This window comes from Mesorhizobium sp. WSM4822, assembly GCF_055811155.1.
On sequence record NZ_JBVVQM010000016.1, the window covers coordinates 34944 to 56685 of the forward strand.

The 21742-nt window shown below is 62.5% G+C and carries 23 protein-coding genes; 10 read left to right on the top strand and 13 right to left on the bottom strand.

The features are described from left to right. Nucleotides 1-155: 155 nt before the first annotated feature. Nucleotides 156-1466 (bottom strand): urea ABC transporter substrate-binding protein, encoded by a 1311-nt coding sequence (urtA, locus tag AC0L3E_RS29545; protein WP_027036733.1) that lies wholly within the window; start codon nt 1464-1466, stop codon nt 156-158. Nucleotides 1467-1774: 308 nt separating this feature from the next. Here urtA and AC0L3E_RS29550 point away from each other — a divergent pair, with 308 nt between their 5' ends. Then, on the top strand, nt 1775-2188 hold the full coding sequence (locus tag AC0L3E_RS29550; protein WP_128308210.1) for a hypothetical protein: 414 nt from the start codon (nt 1775-1777) through the stop codon (nt 2186-2188). Nucleotides 2189-2251: 63 nt separating this feature from the next. On the opposite strand, the gene AC0L3E_RS29555 is transcribed toward AC0L3E_RS29550, so the two are convergent. From AC0L3E_RS29555 to AC0L3E_RS29565, 3 genes are all read right to left on the bottom strand, one after another. Further along, a complete protein-coding gene (locus AC0L3E_RS29555) occupies nt 2252-3823 on the bottom strand; it encodes a GMC family oxidoreductase (RefSeq protein WP_128308211.1) in 1572 nt (523 codons plus the stop codon). A 46-nt stretch (nt 3824-3869) separates the two neighbouring features. Beyond that, nucleotides 3870-4400 (bottom strand): gluconate 2-dehydrogenase subunit 3 family protein, encoded by a 531-nt coding sequence (locus tag AC0L3E_RS29560; protein ID WP_127268967.1) that lies wholly within the window; start codon nt 4398-4400, stop codon nt 3870-3872. 87 nt (nt 4401-4487) lie between these two features. Then, nucleotides 4488-4883, bottom strand: coding sequence for a VOC family protein (locus AC0L3E_RS29565; protein ID WP_127321936.1), 396 nt, complete (start codon nt 4881-4883; stop codon nt 4488-4490). 208 nt (nt 4884-5091) lie between these two features. Between AC0L3E_RS29565 and AC0L3E_RS29570 the strand changes: the two genes are divergently transcribed. Further along, nucleotides 5092-5397: a ribbon-helix-helix domain-containing protein gene (locus AC0L3E_RS29570; RefSeq protein ID WP_127268969.1), complete on the top strand. Its 306-nt coding sequence runs from the start codon at nt 5092-5094 to the stop codon at nt 5395-5397. A gap of 10 nt (nt 5398-5407) precedes the next feature. Here the strand turns inward: AC0L3E_RS29570 and AC0L3E_RS29575 are convergent, their stop codons facing one another. Then, the gene (locus AC0L3E_RS29575) at nt 5408-5845 is read right to left on the bottom strand and encodes a VOC family protein (RefSeq protein WP_128303576.1); all 438 of its coding nucleotides are present in this window, start codon (nt 5843-5845) and stop codon (nt 5408-5410) included. Between the two features lie 197 nt (nt 5846-6042). Here AC0L3E_RS29575 and AC0L3E_RS29580 point away from each other — a divergent pair, with 197 nt between their 5' ends. Then, on the top strand, nt 6043-6246 hold the full coding sequence (locus AC0L3E_RS29580) for a c-type cytochrome (RefSeq protein ID WP_245469647.1): 204 nt from the start codon (nt 6043-6045) through the stop codon (nt 6244-6246). 5 nt (nt 6247-6251) lie between these two features. On the opposite strand, the gene AC0L3E_RS29585 is transcribed toward AC0L3E_RS29580, so the two are convergent. Together AC0L3E_RS29585 and cckA are read right to left on the bottom strand one after the other, a co-directional pair. Beyond that, nucleotides 6252-6959: a purine-nucleoside phosphorylase gene (locus AC0L3E_RS29585; RefSeq protein ID WP_127271305.1), complete on the bottom strand. Its 708-nt coding sequence runs from the start codon at nt 6957-6959 to the stop codon at nt 6252-6254. A gap of 86 nt (nt 6960-7045) precedes the next feature. After that, a complete protein-coding gene (cckA, locus tag AC0L3E_RS29590; RefSeq protein WP_128308212.1) occupies nt 7046-9619 on the bottom strand; it encodes a cell cycle histidine kinase CckA in 2574 nt (857 codons plus the stop codon). A gap of 223 nt (nt 9620-9842) precedes the next feature. Between cckA and AC0L3E_RS29595 the strand changes: the two genes are divergently transcribed. Next, a complete protein-coding gene (locus tag AC0L3E_RS29595) occupies nt 9843-10586 on the top strand; it encodes a hypothetical protein (protein WP_473606312.1) in 744 nt (247 codons plus the stop codon). Nucleotides 10587-10789: 203 nt separating this feature from the next. Here AC0L3E_RS29595 and dksA read toward each other — a convergent pair whose 3' ends face one another. Continuing rightward, nucleotides 10790-11206 (bottom strand): RNA polymerase-binding protein DksA, encoded by a 417-nt coding sequence (gene dksA, locus AC0L3E_RS29600; protein WP_013531862.1) that lies wholly within the window; start codon nt 11204-11206, stop codon nt 10790-10792. A 330-nt stretch (nt 11207-11536) separates the two neighbouring features. Here dksA and AC0L3E_RS29605 point away from each other — a divergent pair, with 330 nt between their 5' ends. The 4 genes from AC0L3E_RS29605 to AC0L3E_RS29620 all read left to right on the top strand — a co-directional run bounded on the left by AC0L3E_RS29605 (nt 11537) and on the right by AC0L3E_RS29620 (nt 15357). After that, nucleotides 11537-12040, top strand: coding sequence for a SixA phosphatase family protein (locus tag AC0L3E_RS29605; protein ID WP_127270625.1), 504 nt, complete (start codon nt 11537-11539; stop codon nt 12038-12040). Nucleotides 12041-12103: 63 nt separating this feature from the next. After that, nucleotides 12104-13582 (top strand): YcjX family GTP-binding protein, encoded by a 1479-nt coding sequence (locus AC0L3E_RS29610; RefSeq protein WP_473606313.1) that lies wholly within the window; start codon nt 12104-12106, stop codon nt 13580-13582. Beyond that, the gene (locus AC0L3E_RS29615) at nt 13579-14667 is read left to right on the top strand and encodes a YcjF family protein (RefSeq protein WP_473606315.1); all 1089 of its coding nucleotides are present in this window, start codon (nt 13579-13581) and stop codon (nt 14665-14667) included. Before AC0L3E_RS29610 ends, AC0L3E_RS29615 begins: the two co-directional genes overlap by 4 nt. 135 nt (nt 14668-14802) lie before the next feature. Next, nucleotides 14803-15357 carry a hypothetical protein gene (locus tag AC0L3E_RS29620; protein ID WP_473606316.1) on the top strand — a complete coding sequence of 185 codons (555 nt, stop codon included), beginning with the start codon at nt 14803-14805 and terminating at the stop codon, nt 15355-15357. 109 nt (nt 15358-15466) lie between these two features. Here the strand turns inward: AC0L3E_RS29620 and AC0L3E_RS29625 are convergent, their stop codons facing one another. From AC0L3E_RS29625 to AC0L3E_RS29635, 3 genes are all read right to left on the bottom strand, one after another. Continuing rightward, nucleotides 15467-15733, bottom strand: a complete 267-nt coding sequence (locus AC0L3E_RS29625) for a hypothetical protein (protein WP_127271315.1) — start codon at nt 15731-15733, stop codon at nt 15467-15469. Between the two features lie 182 nt (nt 15734-15915). Then, nucleotides 15916-17124 carry an MFS transporter gene (locus AC0L3E_RS29630; RefSeq protein WP_473606318.1) on the bottom strand — a complete coding sequence of 403 codons (1209 nt, stop codon included), beginning with the start codon at nt 17122-17124 and terminating at the stop codon, nt 15916-15918. A gap of 60 nt (nt 17125-17184) precedes the next feature. Further along, complete coding sequence (locus AC0L3E_RS29635; RefSeq protein ID WP_185929064.1) at nt 17185-18174, bottom strand: AraC family transcriptional regulator; 990 nt, start codon at nt 18172-18174, stop codon at nt 17185-17187. Nucleotides 18175-18335: 161 nt separating this feature from the next. On the opposite strand from AC0L3E_RS29635, the gene AC0L3E_RS29640 reads away from it, so the two are divergent. Beyond that, nucleotides 18336-20171 (top strand): monovalent cation:proton antiporter-2 (CPA2) family protein, encoded by a 1836-nt coding sequence (locus AC0L3E_RS29640; RefSeq protein ID WP_473606319.1) that lies wholly within the window; start codon nt 18336-18338, stop codon nt 20169-20171. Between the two features lie 14 nt (nt 20172-20185). Then, nucleotides 20186-20731, top strand: a complete 546-nt coding sequence (locus AC0L3E_RS29645; protein WP_473606321.1) for a DUF924 family protein — start codon at nt 20186-20188, stop codon at nt 20729-20731. Between the two features lie 154 nt (nt 20732-20885). Here AC0L3E_RS29645 and folK read toward each other — a convergent pair whose 3' ends face one another. Next, nucleotides 20886-21398: a 2-amino-4-hydroxy-6-hydroxymethyldihydropteridine diphosphokinase gene (folK, locus tag AC0L3E_RS29650; protein ID WP_127272685.1), complete on the bottom strand. Its 513-nt coding sequence runs from the start codon at nt 21396-21398 to the stop codon at nt 20886-20888. Beyond that, the gene (folB, locus tag AC0L3E_RS29655) at nt 21382-21741 is read right to left on the bottom strand and encodes a dihydroneopterin aldolase (protein WP_023813034.1); all 360 of its coding nucleotides are present in this window, start codon (nt 21739-21741) and stop codon (nt 21382-21384) included. The genes folK and folB overlap by 17 nt, the downstream gene beginning before the upstream one ends. Nucleotide 21742: the final 1 nt, after the last annotated feature.

The following is a 21742-nucleotide window of genomic DNA, read 5'->3' on the forward strand; positions in this document are numbered from 1 at the left end:
CCCCTCACTAACAAACCCAACACCCGCGGCGTTATTTACCTGTTCGTTCTGTTTCACCCCCTTTGTTTTTGGGGGGGGGGGGGGGGGGGGGCCGCCCGCCCGCCCCCCCCGCGCGCGGTCATGGGCATGGACCTGAAGGTCCAGCCCGGGGAGGATCAGTTCGTGCCCTTGCCGCCGCACTTGCCGGTGGCAACATTGAAGTTGCCGCAGGACAGAGGCGCGCGCCAATCGGAGATCAGGTCCTTGGAATCAGGCAGATAGTCGGACCACTCGTCACCCATCACCAGGCCCGGCGTGCGCGACACGGTTTCGAACTGGCCGTCGGCCTGGATTTCGCCGATCAGCACCGGCTTGGTGATGTGGTGGTTCGGCATCATCGTCGAATAGCCGCCGGTCAGGTTCGGCACCGACACGCCGATCATGGCGTCGATGACCTTGTCCGGATCGGTGGTGCCGGCCTTCTCGACCGCCTTCACCCACATGTTGAAGCCGATATAATGGGCTTCCATCGGATCGTTGGTGGTGCGCTTGTCGTTCTTGATGAACTTGTGCCAGTCGGCGATGAACTTCTTGTTCTCGGGCGTGTCGACGCTCTCGAAATAATTCCAGGCGGCGAGATGGCCGACCAGCGGCGCGGTGTCGAGACCGGCTAGCTCTTCCTCGCCGACCGAGAAGGCCATGACCGGGATGTCCTCGGCCTTGATGCCCTGGTTGCCGAGTTCCTTGTAGAACGGCACGTTGGCGTCGCCGTTGACGGTCGAGACGACGGCGGTCTTCTTGCCGGCCGAACCGAACTTCTTGATCGCCGAAACTTCGGTCTGCCAGTCGGAGAAGCCGAACGGCGTGTAATTGACCATGATGTCTTCAGCCGCCACGCCCTTGGCCTTCAGATAGGCCTCGAGGATCTTGTTGGTGGTGCGCGGATAGACGTAGTCGGTGCCTTCCAGCACCCAGCGCTTCACCGAACCACCGTCCTCGCTCATCAGATAGTCGACAGCCGGGATGGCCTGCTGGTTCGGCGCCGCACCGGTGTAGAACACGTTGCGCTCGCTTTCCTCGCCCTCATACTGGACGGGGTAGAACAGGATATTGTCGAGTTCCGAGAACACCGGCAGCACCGATTTGCGCGACACCGAGGTCCAGCAGCCGAACACCGCCGCGACCTTGTCCTTGGAGATCAGTTCGCGCGCTTTTTCGGCAAACAGCGGCCAGTTGGAAGCCGGATCGACGACGACCGCCTCGAGCTTCTTGCCGAGCAGACCACCCTTGGCGTTCTGCTCGTCGATGAGCATCAGCATGGCGTCCTTCAGCGTCGTCTCCGAAATCGCCATGGTCCCCGACAGCGAATGGAGAATGCCGACCTTGATCGTGTCGTCGGCGGCCTTGACCGGAGCGGACGTCAACAGGCCGGCGGCGACCACACCAGCCGAAAACATTTTTGTTATTGTCGAGAAATTACCCCTCATATTACAGACTCCCAAGCTAGTTGATTGCACCGCAACACTACAAAGCAACCCCCATGCCAACCGCTCTGGCAATCCCGAAAGGGCACAAATAAATTATAGATATCAGCACCTTGGAATATAGGGCTTACAAAACAAAGAGAGGTGGCCAGAAATCGATTGAGGGAATTTTGCGCAGCTTGCGCAGCCTCTGCCTATTTTTCGATCATTTACCAAATCTGCCTAGATTTTGAACTCACCCGTGCCTCAGGCGACCGATGTTGCGGCGCGGTGCAAAAATAGGGCAAGCTCGCTCTTAAGCGAGCGACGTCATGGTTTCAGGTATTTCACGTATTTTGATCGGCATACTGCTTCTGGCTGCAGCAACCGTGGCCGCGCGAGCCGATTTCAGCGACGGCAAGATGCCTGACGGCGCCTATCATTGCGAAGTGTACCTGCTTGGCATGTTCCTCAGCCTCGGCGACATCACCATCAAGGGGAACGTCTACAGCGGCCCCGTCTACGCCAGCCTCGGCGTCTTCGGCACCGCGCGGCAGGGCTACAACTACCAAATGGACGCAAACGGCGTGATCTCGTGGCTGGGGCCGCTGGGCGGATATACCGCCGGCGGCAATTCACTGTCGCTGACCCAGGCGACGCTGGACGGCGAAACCGTGCCCTCCTTCGACATCATCATGAAGCAGCCCGACGGCGCCTTCACCGCCTCGACCTGCACCAAGCAGTGAGGCGGCAAGAAAAAGGCGCGGAACCTTGCGGGTCCGCGCCAGCAGTCCGTCGGGAGGATGTGACTAGATCGTCTTGGCCGACATCTGCGCCGCGATGTAGTCGGCCTGGCGGATCGCGAGCGACACGATCGTCAGGGTCGGGTTTTCGGCGGCACCGGTGGTGAACTGGCTGCCATCGGACACGAACAGGTTCTTGATGTCGTGCGCCTGGCCGTGCTTGTTGACGACGCCGTCTTCCGCTTTCTTGCTCATCCGGTTGGTGCCGAGATTGTGGGTCGACGGATAGGGTGGCGTCGGGAAGATGCGGGTGGCGCCGACCGCATCGTAGAGTGCCGTAGCCTGCTTGTAGGCGTGGTTGCGCATCGCGGTGTCGTTCGGATGGTCGTCGAAATGCACGTCGGCGATCGGCATGCCGTGCGCGTCCTTCTCGTCGGCATGCAGCGTGATGCGGTTCTCCGCGCGCGGCATGTCCTCACCGACGATCCAAAGGCCGGCCATGTGGTCGTAGTGATCGAGTGCTGTGGTGAACGAGCGCCCCCATGCGCCCGGATCAAGAAACGCTGCCATGAACGGCAGGCCGAGCGACAGCGTCTCGAACTCGTAGCCACCAACGAAACCGCGCGATGGATCATGCCGCGCCTCGTCGCGGATGATGCCGGCCATGGTCGTGCCGCGATGCATGTGCACCGGTCTGTCGAAGATGGCATAGACCGAGCCGGTGGTGTGACGCATGTAGTTCTTGCCGACCTGGCCCGACGAGTTGGCAAGCCCATCGGGGAATTTCCCCGACGCCGAATTGAGCAGCAGCCGCGGGCTCTCGATCGAATTGCCGGCAACCGCGACGATGCGCGCCTTCTGCTCCTGCAGCTTGCCGTCTTTGTCGGCGTAGACAACGCCGGTCACCTTTCCGCTGGCGTCATGGTTGATCTTGATCGCCATGGCATTCGGCCTGACTTCGAGATGGCCTGTCGCCTCTCCCTTGGGTATCTCGGTGTAGAGCGTCGACCATTTGGCGCCCCATTTACAGCCCTGGAAGCAGAAGCCGGTCTGCTGGCAGGACATGCGGTCGTCGCGATCGACCGAGTTGATCGCCATGTTGCCGGTGTGGCATTCCTTGTAGCCGAGCTTGTCGGCGCCGGCCTTCAACACCTTGAAATTGTTGTTGCCCGGCAGCCGCGGCCAGTCATTGGTGCCGGTGACGCCCATCTTGGCTTCAGCCTTGGCATAGTAGGGCTCCATCTCGGCTAGCGTGATCGGCCAATCGAGCAGGTTGGCGCCTTCCAGTTTGCCGTAGGTCGACAGCCCCTTGAACTCATGCTCCTGGAAGCGCAGCGAAGCTCCGGCCCAATGCGTGGTCGAACCGCCGACCGACTTGACGATCCAGGCCGGCAGGTTGGGAAAGTCCTTGGCCACACGCCAGTCGCCCGACGTGGTGCGCTTGTCCGTCCAGGCGAGCTGGCTGAACGAACCCCACTCGTCATTGATGAAGTCTTCGTATTCGTGGCGCGCGCCGGCTTCCAGGATGACGACGTCGACACCCTTCTGGGCGAGTTCGTTGCCGAGCGTGCCGCCGCCGGCGCCCGAGCCGATGATGACGACCACGCCATCGTTGTTCAGATCAAATGAAGCTGCCATGGTTTCCTCCCATGATTTCTGTTTGCGGGTTCAAGAACGACGGGGCTCAGAGCCACTCGATGTCGTCGAAACCGCGCGCGATGTAGCCGCCCTTGGAATAGGACTCGCCCTCGTAACCGAAGATCGGCCACACCTCTTTCTGGTTGTAGAGGCTGACCACGAGGCCACCCCGGATGGCCTGGAAGAACGGCGTCGCCTCGATTTGCTTCAGCACGGCGACGCGCTGGTCCTCCCAGCCAAGGCCGCGGTAGCCGCCGTCACCGGACTTCTTGTCGAGGTCGGCGATGCCATCTTCGAGCATAGTCTTGTAGGCGGCGTCCTTGCCGGCCTGTTCGTCGTGGCCTTTCACGGCAATGGCGTAATATTTGTCCGGAACCTGATCGTGCGGATAGATGTCACGCGCCATCTGGATCAGCGTCGCCATGGTTTCGGGCTTGAGTGCCGATGTCTCCAGTCCCCAGGCATGCTCGGGGCTGATGACGGCGCTGCCTGAAATGACGAGCAGCGCGCCAATGCCGCCGCGTTTAAGAAGCTCTCGACGGGACAGCCCAGGCTTCGCGTCATAGATCGTGACCATTTTATTCCTCCCTGCTTGCTATGTGCGCTCTCTTCAGAACGCCGTTGCTGGCGCGCTGCCCCCGTCAGGGGACGGCTGCGATGTCTCCTATTGGAAGCGACCTCCGCGTTGCAGAACCTCGATCTTGTAGCCGTCGGGATCCTCGATGAAGAAAAAGCGGGCGATCAGCGATCCGTCGCGGTTGAACTCGACGATTTTCTTCGGGTTGAGCCCTAGCGCGCCGAGACGATCATGTTCGCCGTCGAGATCGACGACCGAGACCGCCAGATGGCCGTAGCCGTCGCCGAGCCCGTAAGGCTCCTGCCGATCCTTGTTCACGGTCAGTTCGAGCTCGAACCCTGCCTCGGCATTGCTGAGGTAAATGAGCGTGAATGTCTCGAAATCCAGCCTGTCGGCGACATCGAGCCCGAAGGCGTTTCTGTAGAAATCGACCGATCGGGCTTCGTCGAGAACCCGGATCATACTGTGGATCGCCTTGGCCAAATCAGTCTCCGTTCTGGTGTGGAGGCGATTATGCGCGGCACGGACAAAAGGTGGTGGCAGCCGGTTACCACGCCCGCAGCCGCGAACGGGACGAAAGTCCGATTGCCGGACCGGCAATTTTGCCCGAGAATGCATGTGGGGACAGGTCAAGCAGTATCAAACTGCACGCCCGTCCACCCAAGACCAACAATCATGGGAGGTTTGTCGGATGTGCAGGGTGTTTGCGGGCCAGGATCCCGAAGGCTATCGCCAGATCAACCGGTCGATTCGCATCGACGGCCACTCGACCAGCATCCAGCTCGAAGCGACATTCTGGGCTTTGCTGGACGAAATCGCCGAAAACCAGGATTTGACGACGCCGAAATTCATCTCCAAGCTCTATGACGAAGCCATCGAGATCAACGGCGCCATCCCGAACTTTGCGTCGATGCTGCGCACCACCTGCGCGCTCTATCTGCGGGGCCATCGGCCGGGAATGGATGAGCAGATGGTGCCGAAGCGGGAGGCTGCTTAGCGCATTGCGCTCAGCTGAGTTCTTGCGCGAGCCCGATGAGAAGCCCTCCAGGCCCTCGAATGTAACATAGCCGATACACGTCTTTATACTGGACGACTTCGCCTTCGAGCCGAGCACCGCGATTGCGGAGCCTTTCAAGCGTCCCGTCAATGTCGTCCACGGTGAACATGACGCGGAGGTAGCCCAGGGCGTTAACCGGGGCGTTGCGGTGATCGGCGACGACAGGCGGCGTGAGGAAACGGGACAGTTCGAGCCGGCTGTGGCCGTCCGGCGTCCGCATCATGGCAATCTCGACGCGCTGATCGCCCAGTCCAGTGACACGTCCGGCCCATTCCCCTTCGATCATGGCCCGCCCTTCGAGCTCAAGGCCGAGCTCGCCAAAAAAACCAATCGTCTCTTCGAGGTCATCGACGACGATTCCTATGTTGTCCATCCGTTTGAGCGCCATGTGTTCAGTCTATAAGGCGTCGTCCAGGCCGTAAACTCCTTAGGCTGCTTGCCAGCTGAGCAAGGGCGATAAGGTCCTGATTCATGGCTGATGGCACGATGCTGTTTCTATCGGTCCAGCATCCGGGCAGGTAGGCCGGATGCTTGGCGGGATCGTGGCCCGGCAATTCTATCGTTGCGCAGGGCAGTTCCGAAACAATGGCCCGGCTCGTCCTTGCCGGCAGTCAGGCCGTGCATACGGCTGATGCGCCGACAACGCCCGCCATGCCGTCCCTGGCCTGGCGCCTGAAGGACCAGGAGGTCGCCGACGTCCTGACCTATGTGCGCGCCAGTTGGGGCAACACCGCCCCAGCGGTCGCCTCCGACGATGTGGCAGCCGTGCGCAAGCAATTGCTCCCGTAACTCGGCTAGCTCTCGGCTGCGACAGCGAGCGCCAGACGGCTCATGTCGGTGAAAAGCGCCTGGCGCTCGGAATAGTCGGTCTGTTCGCCGGTCTCGATGTTGTCGACCACGACACACATCGACAGCGCGCGCGCTCCGAAATGCTCCGATATGCGATATAGCGCGCTGGTTTCCATATCCACGGCCAGGGCTCCTTGCGCCCGCGCAACGGCAAAACGGGCGCGCCCCTCCGGGTGATAGAAGATGTCGCTGCACACCGTCAGGCCGGCATGATGGTCGATGCCGAATTCTACCGCCTTGGCCAGTGACGATGCGAGGAGCGCCGGGTCGGGGCCAGCGGGTCCATAAAGGCCGAAAACCTGGCCGCTCTGGGCGCTTTCCGCCTGTGCCGATTGCGAGATGACAAGGCTGCGCAGTTTTGCCTTTGCGGTCAGGCTGCCGCAGGTGCCGGTGCGGATCAACGTCCGGGCGCCATAATGGTCCAGCAATTCATGCGCATAGATCAGAAACGATGAAACGCCGATGCCCGTCGCCTGGATGCTGACGGGTTTGCCGCCAAACAGCCCGGTGAAGCCAAGCGCGCCGCGGCGGCGATTGATGCAGCGCGGCGCTTCCAGGAACGTTTGCGCCATCCACTCGGCGCGCTGCGGGTCACCCGGCAACAAAACCGTGTCGGCGTAGTCGTCCTTGTCCGCTTCGTTGTGCGGCGTCACCAGTTGCTCCCCCTAAGCCTTCCTGCCGTTTCACCCGCAATCATGGCGTTGTCACGGCGTTGTGCAAGGTGGAACATGGGAAGGCTCTAAGACTCCAGCACGTCCTTGACGATCGTCGCCAGTTGCTTGAGCGAAAACGGCTTGGGCAGAAAGCCGAAATGCGCATCTGCCGGGAGGTTTCTGGCGAATGCGTCCTCGGCGTAGCCGGACACGAAGACGAACTTGATGTCCGGCTGGCGCTTGCGCAATTCACCAAGCAGTGTCGGTCCGTCCATTTCCGGCATGACCACGTCGGAAACGACGATATCGACCTTGCCGCCCAGCGCCTCGAACACTTCCAGCGCCTCGACGCCCGACGATGCCTCGTGCACGGTGTAGCCACGCGAGGTCAGCGCCCGCATGCCGCCCATGCGCACGGCATCCTCGTCCTCGACGAGCAGCACCGTGGCCGAGCCCGACAGATCCTTGGCCGGATCGGCGACCTTTGCCGGCGCCGCCGGCGCATCGCCGGGCTCGCCTGCTTTTTTCGCTTCGGCGATGTGACGCGGCAGGAAAATGCGGAAGGTCGAGCCTTTGCCGACTTCGGAATCGCAAAAGATGAAGCCGCCGGTCTGCTTGATGATGCCGTAGACCATCGACAGGCCAAGGCCGGTGCCCTTGCCGACTTCCTTGGTGGTGAAGAAAGGCTCGAAAATCTTCTTCAGCACGTCGGGCGCGATGCCGCTGCCGGTGTCCTCGACTTCGACCACGACATAGTCCGCCGGGGCGAGTTCGCGGTAGGAAAAGGCCTTGCACTCCTCGGCGGTCACATTGCGGGTGCGCACGGTGAGATCGCCGCCCGCCGGCATTGCGTCGCGCGCGTTGACCGCAAGGTTGACGACCACCTGCTCGAACTGCCCGATATCGACCTTGACCGGCCACAGGTCGCGGCCATGATCAACCTTCAGCTTGATGTCGTTGCCGACAAGGCGGGCGAGCAGCATCCTGAGATCGGCGAGCACGTCGGTCAGGTTGAGCACTTCCGGCCGCAATGTCTGCTTGCGCGAGAAGGCCAGAAGCTGCCGCACCAGCGAAGCCGCCCGGTTGGCGTTCTGCTTGATGTTCATGATGTCGGGGAAGGAGGGGTCCGACGGACGGTGATTGGTCAACAAAAGGTCGGACGCCATGATGATGGCGGTCAGCACATTGTTGAAATCATGCGCGATGCCGCCGGCAAGCTGGCCGACCGCCTGCATCTTCTGGCTCTGCGCCATCTGCCCTTCGAGCGCCTTCTGCTCCGTCGTCTCGACGGCGTAGACGATGGCCGACTCCTCGGCGCCCTCGCCACCCGTGCCGTCGGCGACGGCGTTGACGTAGAAGCGGATGTGCCGTTCGTCGTTGCCCGGCAAAAGCGTGTCGATCGGCTCGATATCGGCCTGCCGCTGCTGCGCTTTCTCGAAGGCAGCCGCGAAGGCCGGTCGGTCGCGTTCGTGGATCACCGTGTCAAGCCTTACGCGACGGTCAACGGCGTCGCGATCGACGACAGACGAAAACAGCGACAGAAACGGCGCATTGGTGCGCAGGATGCGCCCATTGTGGTCGACGCCGGCGATCGCCATCGGTGTCGAGTTGAAGAAGCGGGTGAAGCGCACTTCCGAAGCCCGCAAATCGGCAGAGGCATCCTCGCCTTGCGTGCGGTTGAGCACGATCGTGCGTGTCGGCCCGTTCAATCCTTCGCGGCTGGCCGAAACACGGTGCATGAAGCGCACGGGCAGCGCTTCGCCCGTCGTGGTCGTCAGGTCGAGATCTATCACCGCGTTGCGTGTGGTGCCGGGATCGGCTTTGACCGAGCGGACCAGCGCCATGCCGTCGCCGGCCACGATCTCCGACAGAGACACGGCGCCGGGCGTGAAGCTGGTGAGGTCGATGCCCAGCCATTCGGCGAGCGTGGCGTTGATATAGGTGACGCGGCCCTCCTGGTCGGCCGAAAAGAAGCCGGCCGGCGCGTGGTCGAGGTGATCGATCGCCTTCTGCAGGTCGAGGAAGAAGCGCTCCTGCTCGGCCCGCTCCTGCGAGATGTCGGCAAGCTGCCAGGCCAGCATCGGCAGCCGCTGGCCTGGAACGCTGAAGGCGCGGGCGCGGGCCCGGTACCAGCGGGCGCCAGGCTCGGCACCGGGCCGAATGGACTGTGCGAGCCTAAACTCGCCGTCGCCCGACTGGCCGTCGCGCAGGCCGGACGCCAGGCGATAGATCGTCACCGAGGCTTCGGGGACATCCGAGAGCAATCCCTCGACGGTCTTCAGGTCGGCAGCGGACGATGCTCCGGTCATATCCGCATAGGCGCGATTGGCGTAGACGACGCGGCCCTTGGTGTCGGTGACGAGAAGCCCCTGCGACATCGAATCGACGAAGGATTTCGACAGTTCGTCGCCTGTCGAGCGTGGCGTGACCTGCACGAAGCCGATCGCCGTCGCGAACAGGAAGCCGACGCCGATCATCGCCAGCACGCCGAGCATGCCGAGCAGGAAAGGATCGCCGAGGCGCTCGCGGAAAAGCCCGAAGACGATCGCCGCCCCCGTCAGAACGACGATGAAAATGATAAGCCGGGTGACCGCGCCGGGTCGCGTATTCTGGTCGACGATCGGTACCGGATAGAAATCGCCGCGCGCTTCCTTGGCCATGTGCCCCCTGCTCGTGAATTCCGGTGTTCCGACACCCGCCCCTAGCGGGTTGAATCACATTCTCCTAGTCCGGAAAAGGCCTGGGCGGCAAATGTCGGATAAAAATGATGTCTTCCGGGCTTCGGAGTTTTTCTAGCTGTTCACCGGCGTGAAACGCAACTTGCGGTGGCCCGCTGCAACGGTCTAGTGTCTCGTCACTTCCAAGGGCGATCAGGGGAACCCAATGCAATGGCTCGATAGCGTGGCAGGTCCCGGTTATGCCGCAGCATTGCTGTGGACGTTTGCAGCGCTTGTCCTGCTGGTCATCGTTCTCGTCATCATCAAGCTGGTGCGCAACCTGACATTCGGAACCTTCGTCGCCGGTGGCCGGAACCGCAAGACGCGACTGGCCGTCATGGATGCCACCGCCGTCGACAGCCATCGCAGGTTGGTGCTGATACGCCGTGACGATATCGAGCACCTGCTTCTGATCGGCGGCCCGACTGACGTCGTCGTCGAGCGCGATATCCGACTTTCGGCGCTACGCCGGCCGGCATTGACTGGAGACGGTGGCTTGCAGCCGGTCCCGGCCACCGCGGCCCCGGCAGCAACAAGGCCACGTCCGCTGCAACCCGCTCCGCCGCCGGCGAGACAGGCACCCGCTCCACAGCCGGTGAACACGACGCCCGCCCGCCCGCGTCCAACAGCGCCGCCGGCACCTGCACCGAAGCCGGCAACGCAAAGCTATCAGCCGACCAATGTCACGCCGTTGCCGGCCTACGGCTCCGCCAATGCCAACACCGCCCGGCACGCCCCGCCACCACCGCAGCCGGTGCAAGACAGCATCGACGACACGCTGATGAGGGAGCTCGAAGTGTCGCTGGACCAGCCCCGTTCGGGCGGCCCCGTGGGCAAGCCGGCGGCGCCGCAGTCGCTCGACGACGAGATGACCAAGCTTCTCGGCGAACTCTCCAGTCAGAAGAGATGAGCGACCGCCGGGTCGCTATCCCGCGAAACATCGCCGCCGGTCCGCTGCCGAACCACCTCGTCCAAGCGCAAAATATCAAGGGTTTGCGGCCTTCGCGCGCCTCAGAGCGGTGGAGCCGCACCAATAGAAATGGCCGGAAAACCGGCCATTTTCAGGATCGAGTTCGTTCGGGACAGCCGGCCGTGCGCCGCCGGCCTTGACCTTCAGTCGTCGCGATAGACTTTTTCGCGGCGCTCATGCCGCTCCTGCGCTTCGATCGACAATGTCGCGATCGGACGCGCATCGAGCCGCTTCAGCGCGATCGGCTCGCCGGTCTCTTCGCAATAGCCGTAAGTGCCTTCGTCGATGCGCTGCAGGGCGGAGTCGATCTTTGCAATGAGCTTGCGCTGACGGTCACGGGCCCTGAGTTCGATGGCACGGTCGGTTTCCGAAGAGGCGCGATCGGCCAGATCGGGGTGGTTGGCGTTTTCTTGCTGCAGGATTTCCAGTGTTTCGCGCGCTTCGCGCAATATGTCATTCTTCCAGGTGACGAGCTTTGAGCGGAAGTAGGATTTCTGCCGCTCGTTCATGAACGGCTCGTCTTCGGAGGGTACGTAATCGGCGGTAACGATGTCGTTCATTCGACTCACCCAAACTGCCCCAAATTTGGCGCCTATATATTCGTCGTCCGACGCCTGCACAAGCGCAATCGGCCGCTGTTTCACGCAATTGTTAAAGTACCCCGCCACGGGTCTTTGCAGCCGCGTACGGTCGCTTCGGTACAAACTCCGCCGAGACACTTTGGATCCGGTGGCACATGCTTTCCGAGATCGGCCGTGATCCCGGGGCGATACGCAAGCGCCTTTGCAGCAAGCAGCATTGGGTGATTCGCTGTGTTTGAAGAGCACGGGCATTGTGCGCAACGCCGTTCTCGTGGCTAATCCCGGGAGGCTTCGGCATTCGGAGGTTGGGTGAGCAGGCTTTATCTGTTGCGACATGCAAAGGCTGGCTGGGCACTGCCCGGCATGCGGGATTTCGATCGCCCGCTCGACGCGTCCGGCCGTTCCGATGCCGAAATGATGGGCGCCGCCATGCGCTCCCGCCTCTATGTTCCGGACCGCACACTCTGCTCCAATGCCAAACGCGCCAAGGAGACGCTGGAAGGCCTGGCCGGCCAGACCGACACTGGCCGGGTCCTGTTCTTCGACGCGCTCTACAGCGCGGACGCGGCCGGTTACCTCCACCTTATCCGCGACAATGGCGGATCGGGCTCATTGCTGGTCATTGGCCACAACCCGATGATGGAAGACCTCACCATGGCAGTTTCGGGCGACGGCGACGAAACCGCGCGGGCCACGCTGAACCACGGGTTTCCGACCGCGGGCCTGGCGGTCGTCCGCTTCGACGGCGATCTTGCCAGCGCCGCCCAAGGCGCCGGCTATCTCGAAGCGTTCCTGACGCCGGCCGATCTCTGAAGCCATTTCAAAGCCTGGTTGTAGAGCCTATATCGGGCGGACCGAAGTCCGAGAGAGCATATTTTGGCATCATCGCTGACCACCTTCACCGACGAGGCGAGGATTGCCCTCGACACGCTGTCAGGCCGCGCCACCGGGCTTTTTTCCCCATCGCTGCGCCTCGGCGTGACCGGATTGTCCCGCGCCGGCAAGACGGTGTTCATATCGGCCCTTGTCCACAATTTGATCCATGGCGGGCGCCTGCCGCTGTTCGAGGCGCAGAAATCGGGGCGCATCGCCCGCGCCTTCCTCGAGCAGCAGCCCGACGACGCGGTGCCGCGTTTCCAGTACGAGGACCACATCGCCGCCCTGGTCAACGATCGTGCCTGGCCCGATTCGACGCGCGCCATTTCGGAACTGCGGCTGACCATCGAATATGAATCGGCTTCCGGCTGGAGCCGCATGTTTTCTTCAGGCAGACTGTCGGTCGATATCGTCGATTATCCCGGCGAATGGCTGCTCGATCTACCCCTGCTCGGCAAATCCTTCGCCGATTTTTCGCACGAAGCCTTTGAAATGGCCGTTCTGCCGGTGCGCGAGGACCTGTCGCAGGCCTGGCGGGCGCTGTCGGCTGGGATCGATCCGGACGCCGATGCCGACGAGATGACGGCGCGCCGCCTGGCCGAAAGCTTCGCCGCCTATCTGAAGGCCTGCAAGCTCGACGAGCGGGCGCTTTCGACCTTGCCGCCCGGCCGTTTCCTGATGCCGGGCGATCTCGAAGGCTCGCCGGCACTGACTTTCGCGCCTCTGGCCGGGATCGGCGACAGGCGTCCGCGCGCAGGGTCGCTGCACGCCATGATGGACCGGCGCTACGAGGCCTACAAGACCCATGTCGTCAAACCCTTCTTCCGCGAACACATCACCCGCCTCGATCGCCAGATCGTGCTGATCGACGCCATGCAGGCACTGAACGCCGGCCCCGGCGCCATGGCCGACCTGGAACGCGCGGTAACCGAGATCCTCAGCTGTTTCCGACCCGGCCGGGGCAGCTTCCTCACCGACCTGTTCTCGCGGCGCATCGACCGCATCCTGGTTGCCGCGACCAAAGCCGACCATCTGCATCACGAAAGCCATGACGGCCTGCAGTCGATCGTGCGGCGGCTTGCCGACCGCGCCGTGGCACGGGCGAATTTCACCGGCGCCGACGTCGATGTGGTCGCCATGGCGGCGGTGCGCGCGACGCGCGAAGGCACCGTCAAGCAAGGCCGAGAGACGTTGCCAGTCATTATCGGCACGCCGATCGCCGGCGAGAAGATCAACGGCGAAACCTTCAATGGAAAAACTGAAACAGCCATATTTCCTGGTGATTTACCGGAGAAAATTGATGCGGTTTTTGATCTTTCGGGAGCCGATCACAAGCAGGATGCCGCGGACCCTGCAATCCGCTTCGTCCGTTTCCGTCCCCCAAAGCTAGAACGCACGGCCGAAGGTATCACCCTGTCGCTGCCGCATATCAGGCTCGACCGTGCCTTGCAGTTCCTGATTGGAGATCATTTGGCATGATCGCGCCCCGCAAGCCGGCGGCATTCCGCATCGAGCCGGAAGCCACATCAAGACAAACGCACCCAGAACCGCGCCCCCAGGCCGATGCCCAGCGCAAACCGCGCGCGATGAAGACCGATGTCGCGATGGTCCTCCCGGCGGAAATCGATGTCTTCGACGATCCCGACATCATTGCCGCGGAGCCGCCACCGGCCATCGCGCCCAGGAAACGCTCGCTGCTCGGCAGCATCTTCTTCGGCGCCTTTGGCGTGCTGGTTTCGCTGGCTGTCGGCTTGTGGACCGACCAGCTCATACGCGACCTCTTTGCGCGCGCCGAATCGCTGGGCTGGCTGGCCGCCGGCATGGCTGCCATCGCCGTGCTGGCGCTTATGGTGATCCTGATTCGCGAATTCCTGGCGATCGGCCGCCTCGCCGAGGTCGAAAAGCTGCAGAAACGGGCGCTCGACGCAATCGAGCGTGACGATCCCAAGGCGGCACGATCGGTCGTCGACGAGCTGTCGGCCTTTGTCGCGGCCAAACCCGAGACCGCGGCCGGCCGGCGCGCGCTGGCCGAACTGCGCGGCGAAATCATCGACGGCGGCAATCTCGTGCGCCTGGCCGAGGCAGAAATTCTGGGCCCCCTCGATGCCAGGGCGAAGGTGATGATCCTCGAGGCCGCCAAACGCGTTTCGCTGGTGACGGCGGTCAGTCCACGCGCACTGGTCGATGTCGCCTATGTCGTATTCGAGGCCGGGCGGCTCATTCGCCGCCTGTCGGAGCTCTATGGCGGACGGCCCGGAACGCTGGGTTTCTTTCGCCTGGTGCGCAGCGTGCTGGCGCATCTGGCGGTTACCGGCTCGATCGCGGTCGGTGACAGTTTCGTCCAGCAGATCGTCGGCCACGGCCTGGCCGCGCGCCTTTCGGCCAAGCTTGGCGAGGGCGTCGTCAACGGCATGATGACGGCGCGCATCGGCATCGCCGCGATGGAGACGGCGCGACCCCTGCCCTTCAGCGCCGCCAAGCGTCCCGGATTGGGCGACTTCCTCTCGGCACTGACATCGTTCGCAACCAGGAAAGATGGTGAAACGACCCCATCCGGCAAGTGAGACGGGCTGGAGTGTCCGGACATTCGGAATCGTTACCGGACTGCTCTGCGGCGGCCCCTCGGTGACGAAGCATTAACCAATCTTGTTCATGGTCAGACGGGTTCCAAACAGCATCTTTGTTGCCGGGTGTCGTCGATGAAAAGCGTAATTCTATCCAGCGTCCTGCCCTTGGCAACGGTGATTGCGGCAGTCGTCGGCATTGCCGGAGTGACCTCTGCGGCGGAGCCGGACAAGCAGTTCTTCCAGTCCGCTGAAGGCAAGTGGATCGGTCCCGGCGAAATCGTCGCCGGCAAGTACAAAGGCACCAAGTTCAACTGCAGCTTTACCGGCTCGACGCCCGACGGCAAGGTCGGCATGTCGCTCGACGGCGGCTGCCGGGTTGGCATGTTTACCCAGCAGATGTCGGCCAAGATCGAGCGCAAGGGCCGTGAGGGCTACAAGGGCAGCTTCATGGGTGGCGCGACCGGTTCCGGCCTCGACATCATCGGCGGCAACGTGGTCGATCCCCGCAAAGTGGTCTTCACCATCAACCGCAACCAACTGCGCGGCGTCATGCAGGCTCGCATCCCTGACGACAATTCGATGACAGTGACCATTGCCGTGCGCGTCGACGACCAGTTGGTGCCGGTGATCGGCATGAGCTTGAAGCGCGTCGATGCGGTCGAAGTCGGCTCCATCGCGCCGAACTGAAATCGCGCCGAACTGAAAAATCCGAAAAAAAGGCGGCGACCCAACGGTCACCGCCCTCTCCCTTGACCCATCGAATCAGGCGCTTAGGCCTTGATCTCAAATCAGGGCGTTAGCCTTTGATTGTGGCCGTCAGTTCGTCATAGGCCTTGCAGGCGTCGGCCAATGTCGTAGCGCCCTGATACTTGGTTGTCACCGCCTGGACCTTGGCCGTCAGATCAGCCGCTTTGGACGGGTCCTTGGTAATCGCTTCCTGCAGCGCGGTAGCCATGTCCTGCGCCTTCTTGGTCGCGATTTCCGCCGTGCACTCGGGCGCCTTCGAGCAAGCCGAACCGGCAAGCACCGCCAGGCCGACGGCAACAAACAAAAACTTCTTCATGTCAGTCATCTCCTCAAAAAGGGCGCGACTTGATCGTCGATCACCCTCCAATGGCCGAAGCCGAGCGTCCTTAGCCTTCGATTGCGGCAAGATGCAACGTGTTCCCGGCCTCAACTTGTGTATCGCGCCTGCAACATCGGCGGCGGCCCGGATTCAGGCTATTTTATCAGCGGCAGCAAAGTTCAGCTGCGTGGCTGCAGCAGCGCCAAGACGGCGGTCGATGCGGCAAGGACAGCGGTCAGAGTCAAAGGCCCGGTCGCGCCATAGGTGTCCACGACATAGCCGCCGACAACCGCGCCGATGGTGATGGCAATTTGGAAAGAGGTGACCATCAGGCTGCCCGCTGCCTCCAGCGCATCAGGCGCCGCGCGCGACATATTGGTCGGCAGCACCACCGGCGCCATGCCAAAGGCGAAACCCCACAGCGTAACGAAGCCGAAGGCAACGCCCATATGCGAGCCCCAAAGCACCAAAGTAAGTGCCGCAACCGCCATCAACGCCGCGGTGACTGCGAGGGCCATGTGGATGTTGGTGTCGGCCATGCGGCCGCCGGCAACATTACCGATCACGGCAGCGATGCCAAACCCGAGCAGAGCCAGGGCAATCGGTCCGGTTGTAAGGAGTGTCACCTGTTCGAGGAAGGGACGCACATAGACCGAGCCGGCAAAATGCCCCGTCATCAGCAAAACAATGGCCAGCATGCCGAGTTGGATGCCGCGCCGCCGGGTCAGCCGAAATACATCTGCAAGGCTGTTGCTTGCCGTTGCAGGCAAGGTCGGCAGGCTGAGAAACTGCAGCAGCATGGCAAGCGCGGCCAGCCCCGCCGTCATGGCCATGGCACTGCGCCACCCTATCCAGTCACTGATCAACGCGCCCATAGACGGTGCGGCAATGGTGGCAAGCGAGACGCCGAGGGTGACGATCGCCATGCCCCGACCTGTCGCATTGGCGCCAACCAGCCTCGCCACGACGGCGACCGAAAGTGCCCAGAAAGCGCTGAGAGCGATGCCCAGCCCGGCCCGGCCCAACAGCAACAGCCAGAAATCGGTCGCCAGCGCCGCCAGGATATTGGAACCGACCGCAAGAGCGCTGAGACCAACCAGCACCGCCTTGCGGTTCAAGCGGCCGATGAGAACATTGCTCAACATGGCCGTCACGGCGCCGACGGAAGCGGTGGCGGTGACGACCTGGCCGGCCGTCCCCTCGCTGATGCCGAGATCGCGTGCCATTGGCGTCAGCAGACCTGCGGGCAGGAATTCGGCCGACACCAGGGCAAAGCTGGTGGCCGCCAATGAAATGACCGCGAACCAGGTGGCTGAACTCCACGCGGCTGGTGCATCGGCATCAAGGCCAATCGCGGCGTCTTCAAGCTGTAATGTTGTGTCAGTCACGGAAAGATCTCCAAAGTTTGGAGGTCTTAAATAGGCGAGTCCGCTCGGATGATATGTATCTTAGAATCCGAAATTCATATCCATTCGTCCGGGAATTGTGCGGCGCACAACGCCCGGCGAGACATTGGTGATGCGCTTGAACGCGCGCGCGAAGGATGCCTCGGAATCATAGCCCAAACGGGTAGCGACTTCGGCAACCGACAAGCCGTTTTGGCCCAGCAATTCGCGGGCAAGCTGCATACGCAGGCGGGCGAGATAGTGTGCGGCACCCTCCCCCAATACCGCACTGAAACGCTCGGCGAAAATCGAACGCGATTGGCCTGCCACGCCGGCCAGGCTTCCCAGCGTCCAGTTGTGGCCGGGGCTGCGGTGCATGGCCGCCAAAGCGCGGCCTATATGGGGGTCGCGGATGGCTGCGAGCCAACCGGTGGTCGAGGCTCCGTTGCAATTGACCCAGCAGCGTATGAGCCGGGCCGTCAGCAAGTCGGCCATACGCGACAGAATCGTGGCGCTGCCCATCTGCGGTTGCGAGGCCTCCACCGTCATGGCCGCCAGCAAAGGACCGACGACCGGGTCATTGCCGGCCACGTCGCAACCCTTGATGACAGGCGGCATCAACGTGATCAATGGGTTGAGCGCATAGGAGTCCAAGGCCATGGAGCCGCAGAAAAGGGTGCTCGTCGCGCCCGTTCCTTGCCGTACCACTTCGCAGACGTTGCCCCCCAACTTGATCACCTGGCAACCTTCGAGCGAGTCCCCTGCAACGTCCGGTGCGCTCGCCAGCCGATGGGCGATGCCTTGCGGCAGCAGCACCAGATCGCCATCGCGCAACTCCTGCCAGCCTTGCGATTCAGTATGAATCCAGCACGGGCCCTGGCCGACAAAGTGAAACCGAAGCAGCTGTTGTTGCGGAAAGTCTATGCTCCATGGGTGCCGGAGCTCGCAGCGGCCATAGTTGACACCACTCAAGCGAAAGTCTTGTAAAACTTCGCTGAGCGCATCCATCGGGATATGTGGCGTCGAAGACGGCCGGGACGAATAGTCAGGCATATACGTGATATAGATGCCGAACGTCCGGCAGGCAAGCGGGGACCGTTGTTCCACCAGGGGAATCGCTGCAACTGCACCCTACCCTTCCCGGCAGATTTCTCGCCTTGCCTCCCACTCCAACTGCATGCAAGGAGTTTCTGCTAGACACAGGGACAAGAGGCATGGCGGCGGAAGCATCGGGCAGCGATCTGATTCAGGTGGTGGCACTGCTTGCTGCCGGCGTCGTTGCCGTTCCGATCTTCAAGCGCATGGGCCTTGGCTCGATCCTCGGCTATCTGGCCGCCGGCGTGGTGATCGGTCCGTTCGGCCTCGGCGTCTTTTCCGAATCGGAAGCCATTCTTCATGTCGCCGAGCTCGGTGTGGTGATGTTCCTGTTCATCATCGGGCTGGAAATGCAGCCGTCGCGGCTGTGGGGCCTGCGCCGTGAGATCTTCGGCCTCGGTGCGCTGCAGGTCGGCGTCTGCGCGCTTCTGCTGACCGGTGTCGGCATGGCTGGAGGGTTTCCGATCGCGCAATCCTTCGTCGCCGGCGCCGGCTTCGTGCTGACCTCGACGGCGATCGTCATGCAACTCCTGGAGGAACGCGGTGAAATCGCCGCACCGAAAGGCCAGCGCATCGTATCGGTGCTGCTGCTTGAGGATCTGGCCATCGTGCCGTTGCTGGCGCTGATCGCGTTCCTGGCGCCCGGTGGAGCCGACACCAGCCTGTCGGAGCGGCTGACCGAGGTCGGCATCGGCCTCGCCGCGATCGTCGGCCTGGTGGTGGCCGGCCGCTATCTGCTCAACCCGTTCTTCCGCATCCTGGCGGATGCCCGTGCCCGCGAGGTGATGACGGCCGCGGCACTTCTGGTCGTCCTTGGGTCAGCCCTCGCCATGCAACTCAGCGGCCTGTCGATGGCGATGGGTGCCTTCCTGGCCGGCGTGCTTTTGTCCGAATCGACCTTCCGCCACCAACTCGAAGCCGACATCGAACCCTTCCGCGGCATCCTGCTCGGTCTGTTCTTTCTCGCGGTGGGCATGTCGCTCGACCTGCATGTGGTCGCGGCGAACTGGCGGCTGATCGCCGTCTATGTCGTCGCTTACATGGTGATGAAGGCGTTCGGCATCTACATCGTCGCCCGTATCCTGAAGTCAGGCCACCGCGAAGCCCTGGAGCGCGCGGTCTTCATGGCACAAGGCGGCGAATTCGCCTTTGTCCTTTACTCGGCGGCCGCGGCGGTCGGCATCATCGATGGCCAGGCCAACGCGACGCTGACGGCGATCGTCATCATCTCCATGGTGCTGACGCCGCTGGCCATCATCGCCTTGCGCTATCTGACGCCGCGTGACGAGCAGTCGCTCGACGGGGTCGATGTCGCCGATGGCCTGACCGGCAGCGTGCTGGTCATTGGTTTCGGCCGCTTCGGCCAGATCGCGAGCCAGCCGCTGCTGTTGCGCGGCATCGACGTCTCGATCATCGACAATGACGTCGAAATGATCCAGGCGGCGGCCGATTTCGGCTTCAAGGTCTATTATGGCGACGGCACGCGACTGGACATCCTGCATGCCGCCGGCGCCGGCCGTGCGCGTGCCGTGCTGATCTGCGTCGACAAGGCCGATGTGGCTGTTCGCATCGCGGAGCTCATCAAGGCTGAGTTTCCTTTGCTCACCGTGCTGGCCCGCGCTTTCGATCGTGGTACCGCGCTGCAGCTCATTCGCGCCGGCGTCGACTACCAGCTGCGCGAAACCTTCGAATCCGCACTTGTTTTCGGCGGCTCGGCCCTGGAATCGCTGGGCGTCGATCCCGAAGACGTGGCTGAAACGATCGAAGACGTCAGGCGCCGCGACACCGATCGCTTCGAAACCCAGCTTGCCGAAGGCATTCGCGCCGGACAGCGCTTCCTGAGAGGCAATATCGGTACGCCGATTCCGACACCGCTCTCCACGCCGCGCCGGCCTGGTCAGGCACTCAATGAAGAAACCGCGGGTGTGCTGCACAAGTCCGAACCCGCCGATTGAGCAAGGAATTAGGCATGGAATTGGACAGCAGGGCCCTGTCGGTCACCAAATTCTGGCGCGATGCCGGCGAGGATGCCTGGTTCGAGAAGAACGAGGCATTCGATGCCGAGTTCCGCGACCGCTTTCTCGGCCTGCACTACGCCGCCGCGCGGCGTGAATGCGACGACTGGCTGGAACATGCCGAAGGCGCGCTGGCGCTGATGATCCTGCTCGACCAGTTTCCGCGGAACTGTTTTCGCGGCACCGGCCATATGTACGCGACCGATCCGCTCGCCAGATATTTCGCGGAGAGGGCGGTCGCGGCTGGCCATGACCTGGCACTCGAGGAAAGACTCCGTGTTTTCCTTTATCTGCCGTACGAGCATTCGGAACTGCTGGCCGACCAGGACATTTCGGTCGAGCTGACGCAGGCCAGGGCCGAGCCCTACCTGAAATACGCTGTCGAACACCGCGATATCATTCAGAATTTCGGCCGTTTTCCGCACCGAAACAAGATGCTTGGTCGCGAAACCACGGTGCAGGAGCAGGCGTTCCTGGATGGTGGCGGCTTCTCCGGTTAAAGACCCCGCTCCAAGGTGTGTTGAGATTCAGGTCAGGCCGAGTCGAAAACGGTGGGTTCCGAGAACCGGAGCGGAGCGTACATTTGGGTACGTGAGCACCGGAAGCGCAGGAACTCGCCGTTTGCAGGCCGGCATCACCTGAATATCAACGCACCTAGGCCAACCACCAATCCCGGCCGGAGGACAATCGCTCGATGCCTGAAGTATCGACGGCGACCAGCCGGTCGGTGATGCTGCGACCGCTGACAACCAGGCCGGGCGCGATCTCGGCCAGCGGCGCCAGCACGAAGGCACGCTCCAGCATGCGCGGATGCGGCACCTCCAGCCCGGTCTCGTGGATGACGCGGTCGCCGAACACCAGAATGTCGATGTCGATCAGCCGCGGCCCCCAGCGCTCCTCCCGCACCCGCTTCAGCTTGCGCTCCGCATCGAGGCAGAGGTCGAGCAAGGCACGCGGTGCAAGCACGGTGGAAATCTCGGCGGCCGCATTGAGAAAATCCGGCTGATCGAGCTTGCCCCATGGCGGCGTGCGATAAAGCGAGGAGACGCCGGTGACGCGCGTATCCGCGTCGGCATCCAGCATGCGCAGCGCCGCGCCCATGGATTTCGCCGGATCGCCAAGATTGCCGCCAAGGCTGAGATAAACGGTACTATTCGGGCCAGACAACGGTCACCTCGACATAATCGAGCACGCCGGGCACCGGTGCGTTCGGCTTGCGCACCGTGATCTCGGCTTTCTTAATCTGCGGAAAACGCGCCGTCAGCGCACGGGCCACTTCGAGCGCCAGCGACTCGATCAGAAAACGGCGCTGCCCGGTGATGATCTTCTCAATGACGGTGAATGCAATGCCGTAGTGGACTGTATCCTCGATCGAATCCTCGGCAAGCGCGCGGCCTGGATCGACGGTGAGAACAGCATCGACATAGAAGCGCTGGCCGAGCCTTTCCTCCTCGTCCAGCACGCCGTGCCGGGCAAAGAAAGCGCAGTTCTTCATGCGGATGACATACATC

Bases quoted from the DNA above. Each gene is read 5' to 3' on its own strand.
- urtA (WP_027036733.1), bottom strand. From the start codon at position 1,466: ATGAGGGGTAATTTCTCGACAATAACAAAAATGTTTTCGGCTGGTGTG.
- AC0L3E_RS29550 (WP_128308210.1), top strand. From the start codon at position 1,775: ATGGTTTCAGGTATTTCACGTATTTTGATCGGCATACTGCTTCTGGCT.
- AC0L3E_RS29555 (WP_128308211.1), bottom strand. From the start codon at position 3,823: ATGGCAGCTTCATTTGATCTGAACAACGATGGCGTGGTCGTCATCATC.
- AC0L3E_RS29560 (WP_127268967.1), bottom strand. From the start codon at position 4,400: ATGGTCACGATCTATGACGCGAAGCCTGGGCTGTCCCGTCGAGAGCTT.
- AC0L3E_RS29570 (WP_127268969.1), top strand. From the start codon at position 5,092: ATGTGCAGGGTGTTTGCGGGCCAGGATCCCGAAGGCTATCGCCAGATC.
- AC0L3E_RS29575 (WP_128303576.1), bottom strand. From the start codon at position 5,845: ATGGCGCTCAAACGGATGGACAACATAGGAATCGTCGTCGATGACCTC.
- AC0L3E_RS29580 (WP_245469647.1), top strand. From the start codon at position 6,043: ATGGCCCGGCTCGTCCTTGCCGGCAGTCAGGCCGTGCATACGGCTGAT.
- cckA (WP_128308212.1), bottom strand. From the start codon at position 9,619: ATGGCCAAGGAAGCGCGCGGCGATTTCTATCCGGTACCGATCGTCGAC.
- AC0L3E_RS29595 (WP_473606312.1), top strand. From the start codon at position 9,843: ATGCAATGGCTCGATAGCGTGGCAGGTCCCGGTTATGCCGCAGCATTG.
- dksA (WP_013531862.1), bottom strand. From the start codon at position 11,206: ATGAACGACATCGTTACCGCCGATTACGTACCCTCCGAAGACGAGCCG.
- AC0L3E_RS29615 (WP_473606315.1), top strand. From the start codon at position 13,579: ATGATCGCGCCCCGCAAGCCGGCGGCATTCCGCATCGAGCCGGAAGCC.
- AC0L3E_RS29620 (WP_473606316.1), top strand. From the start codon at position 14,803: ATGAAAAGCGTAATTCTATCCAGCGTCCTGCCCTTGGCAACGGTGATT.
- AC0L3E_RS29625 (WP_127271315.1), bottom strand. From the start codon at position 15,733: ATGAAGAAGTTTTTGTTTGTTGCCGTCGGCCTGGCGGTGCTTGCCGGT.
- AC0L3E_RS29635 (WP_185929064.1), bottom strand. From the start codon at position 18,174: ATGCCTGACTATTCGTCCCGGCCGTCTTCGACGCCACATATCCCGATG.
- AC0L3E_RS29640 (WP_473606319.1), top strand. From the start codon at position 18,336: ATGGCGGCGGAAGCATCGGGCAGCGATCTGATTCAGGTGGTGGCACTG.
- AC0L3E_RS29645 (WP_473606321.1), top strand. From the start codon at position 20,186: ATGGAATTGGACAGCAGGGCCCTGTCGGTCACCAAATTCTGGCGCGAT.
- folB (WP_023813034.1), bottom strand. From the start codon at position 21,741: ATGTATGTCATCCGCATGAAGAACTGCGCTTTCTTTGCCCGGCACGGC.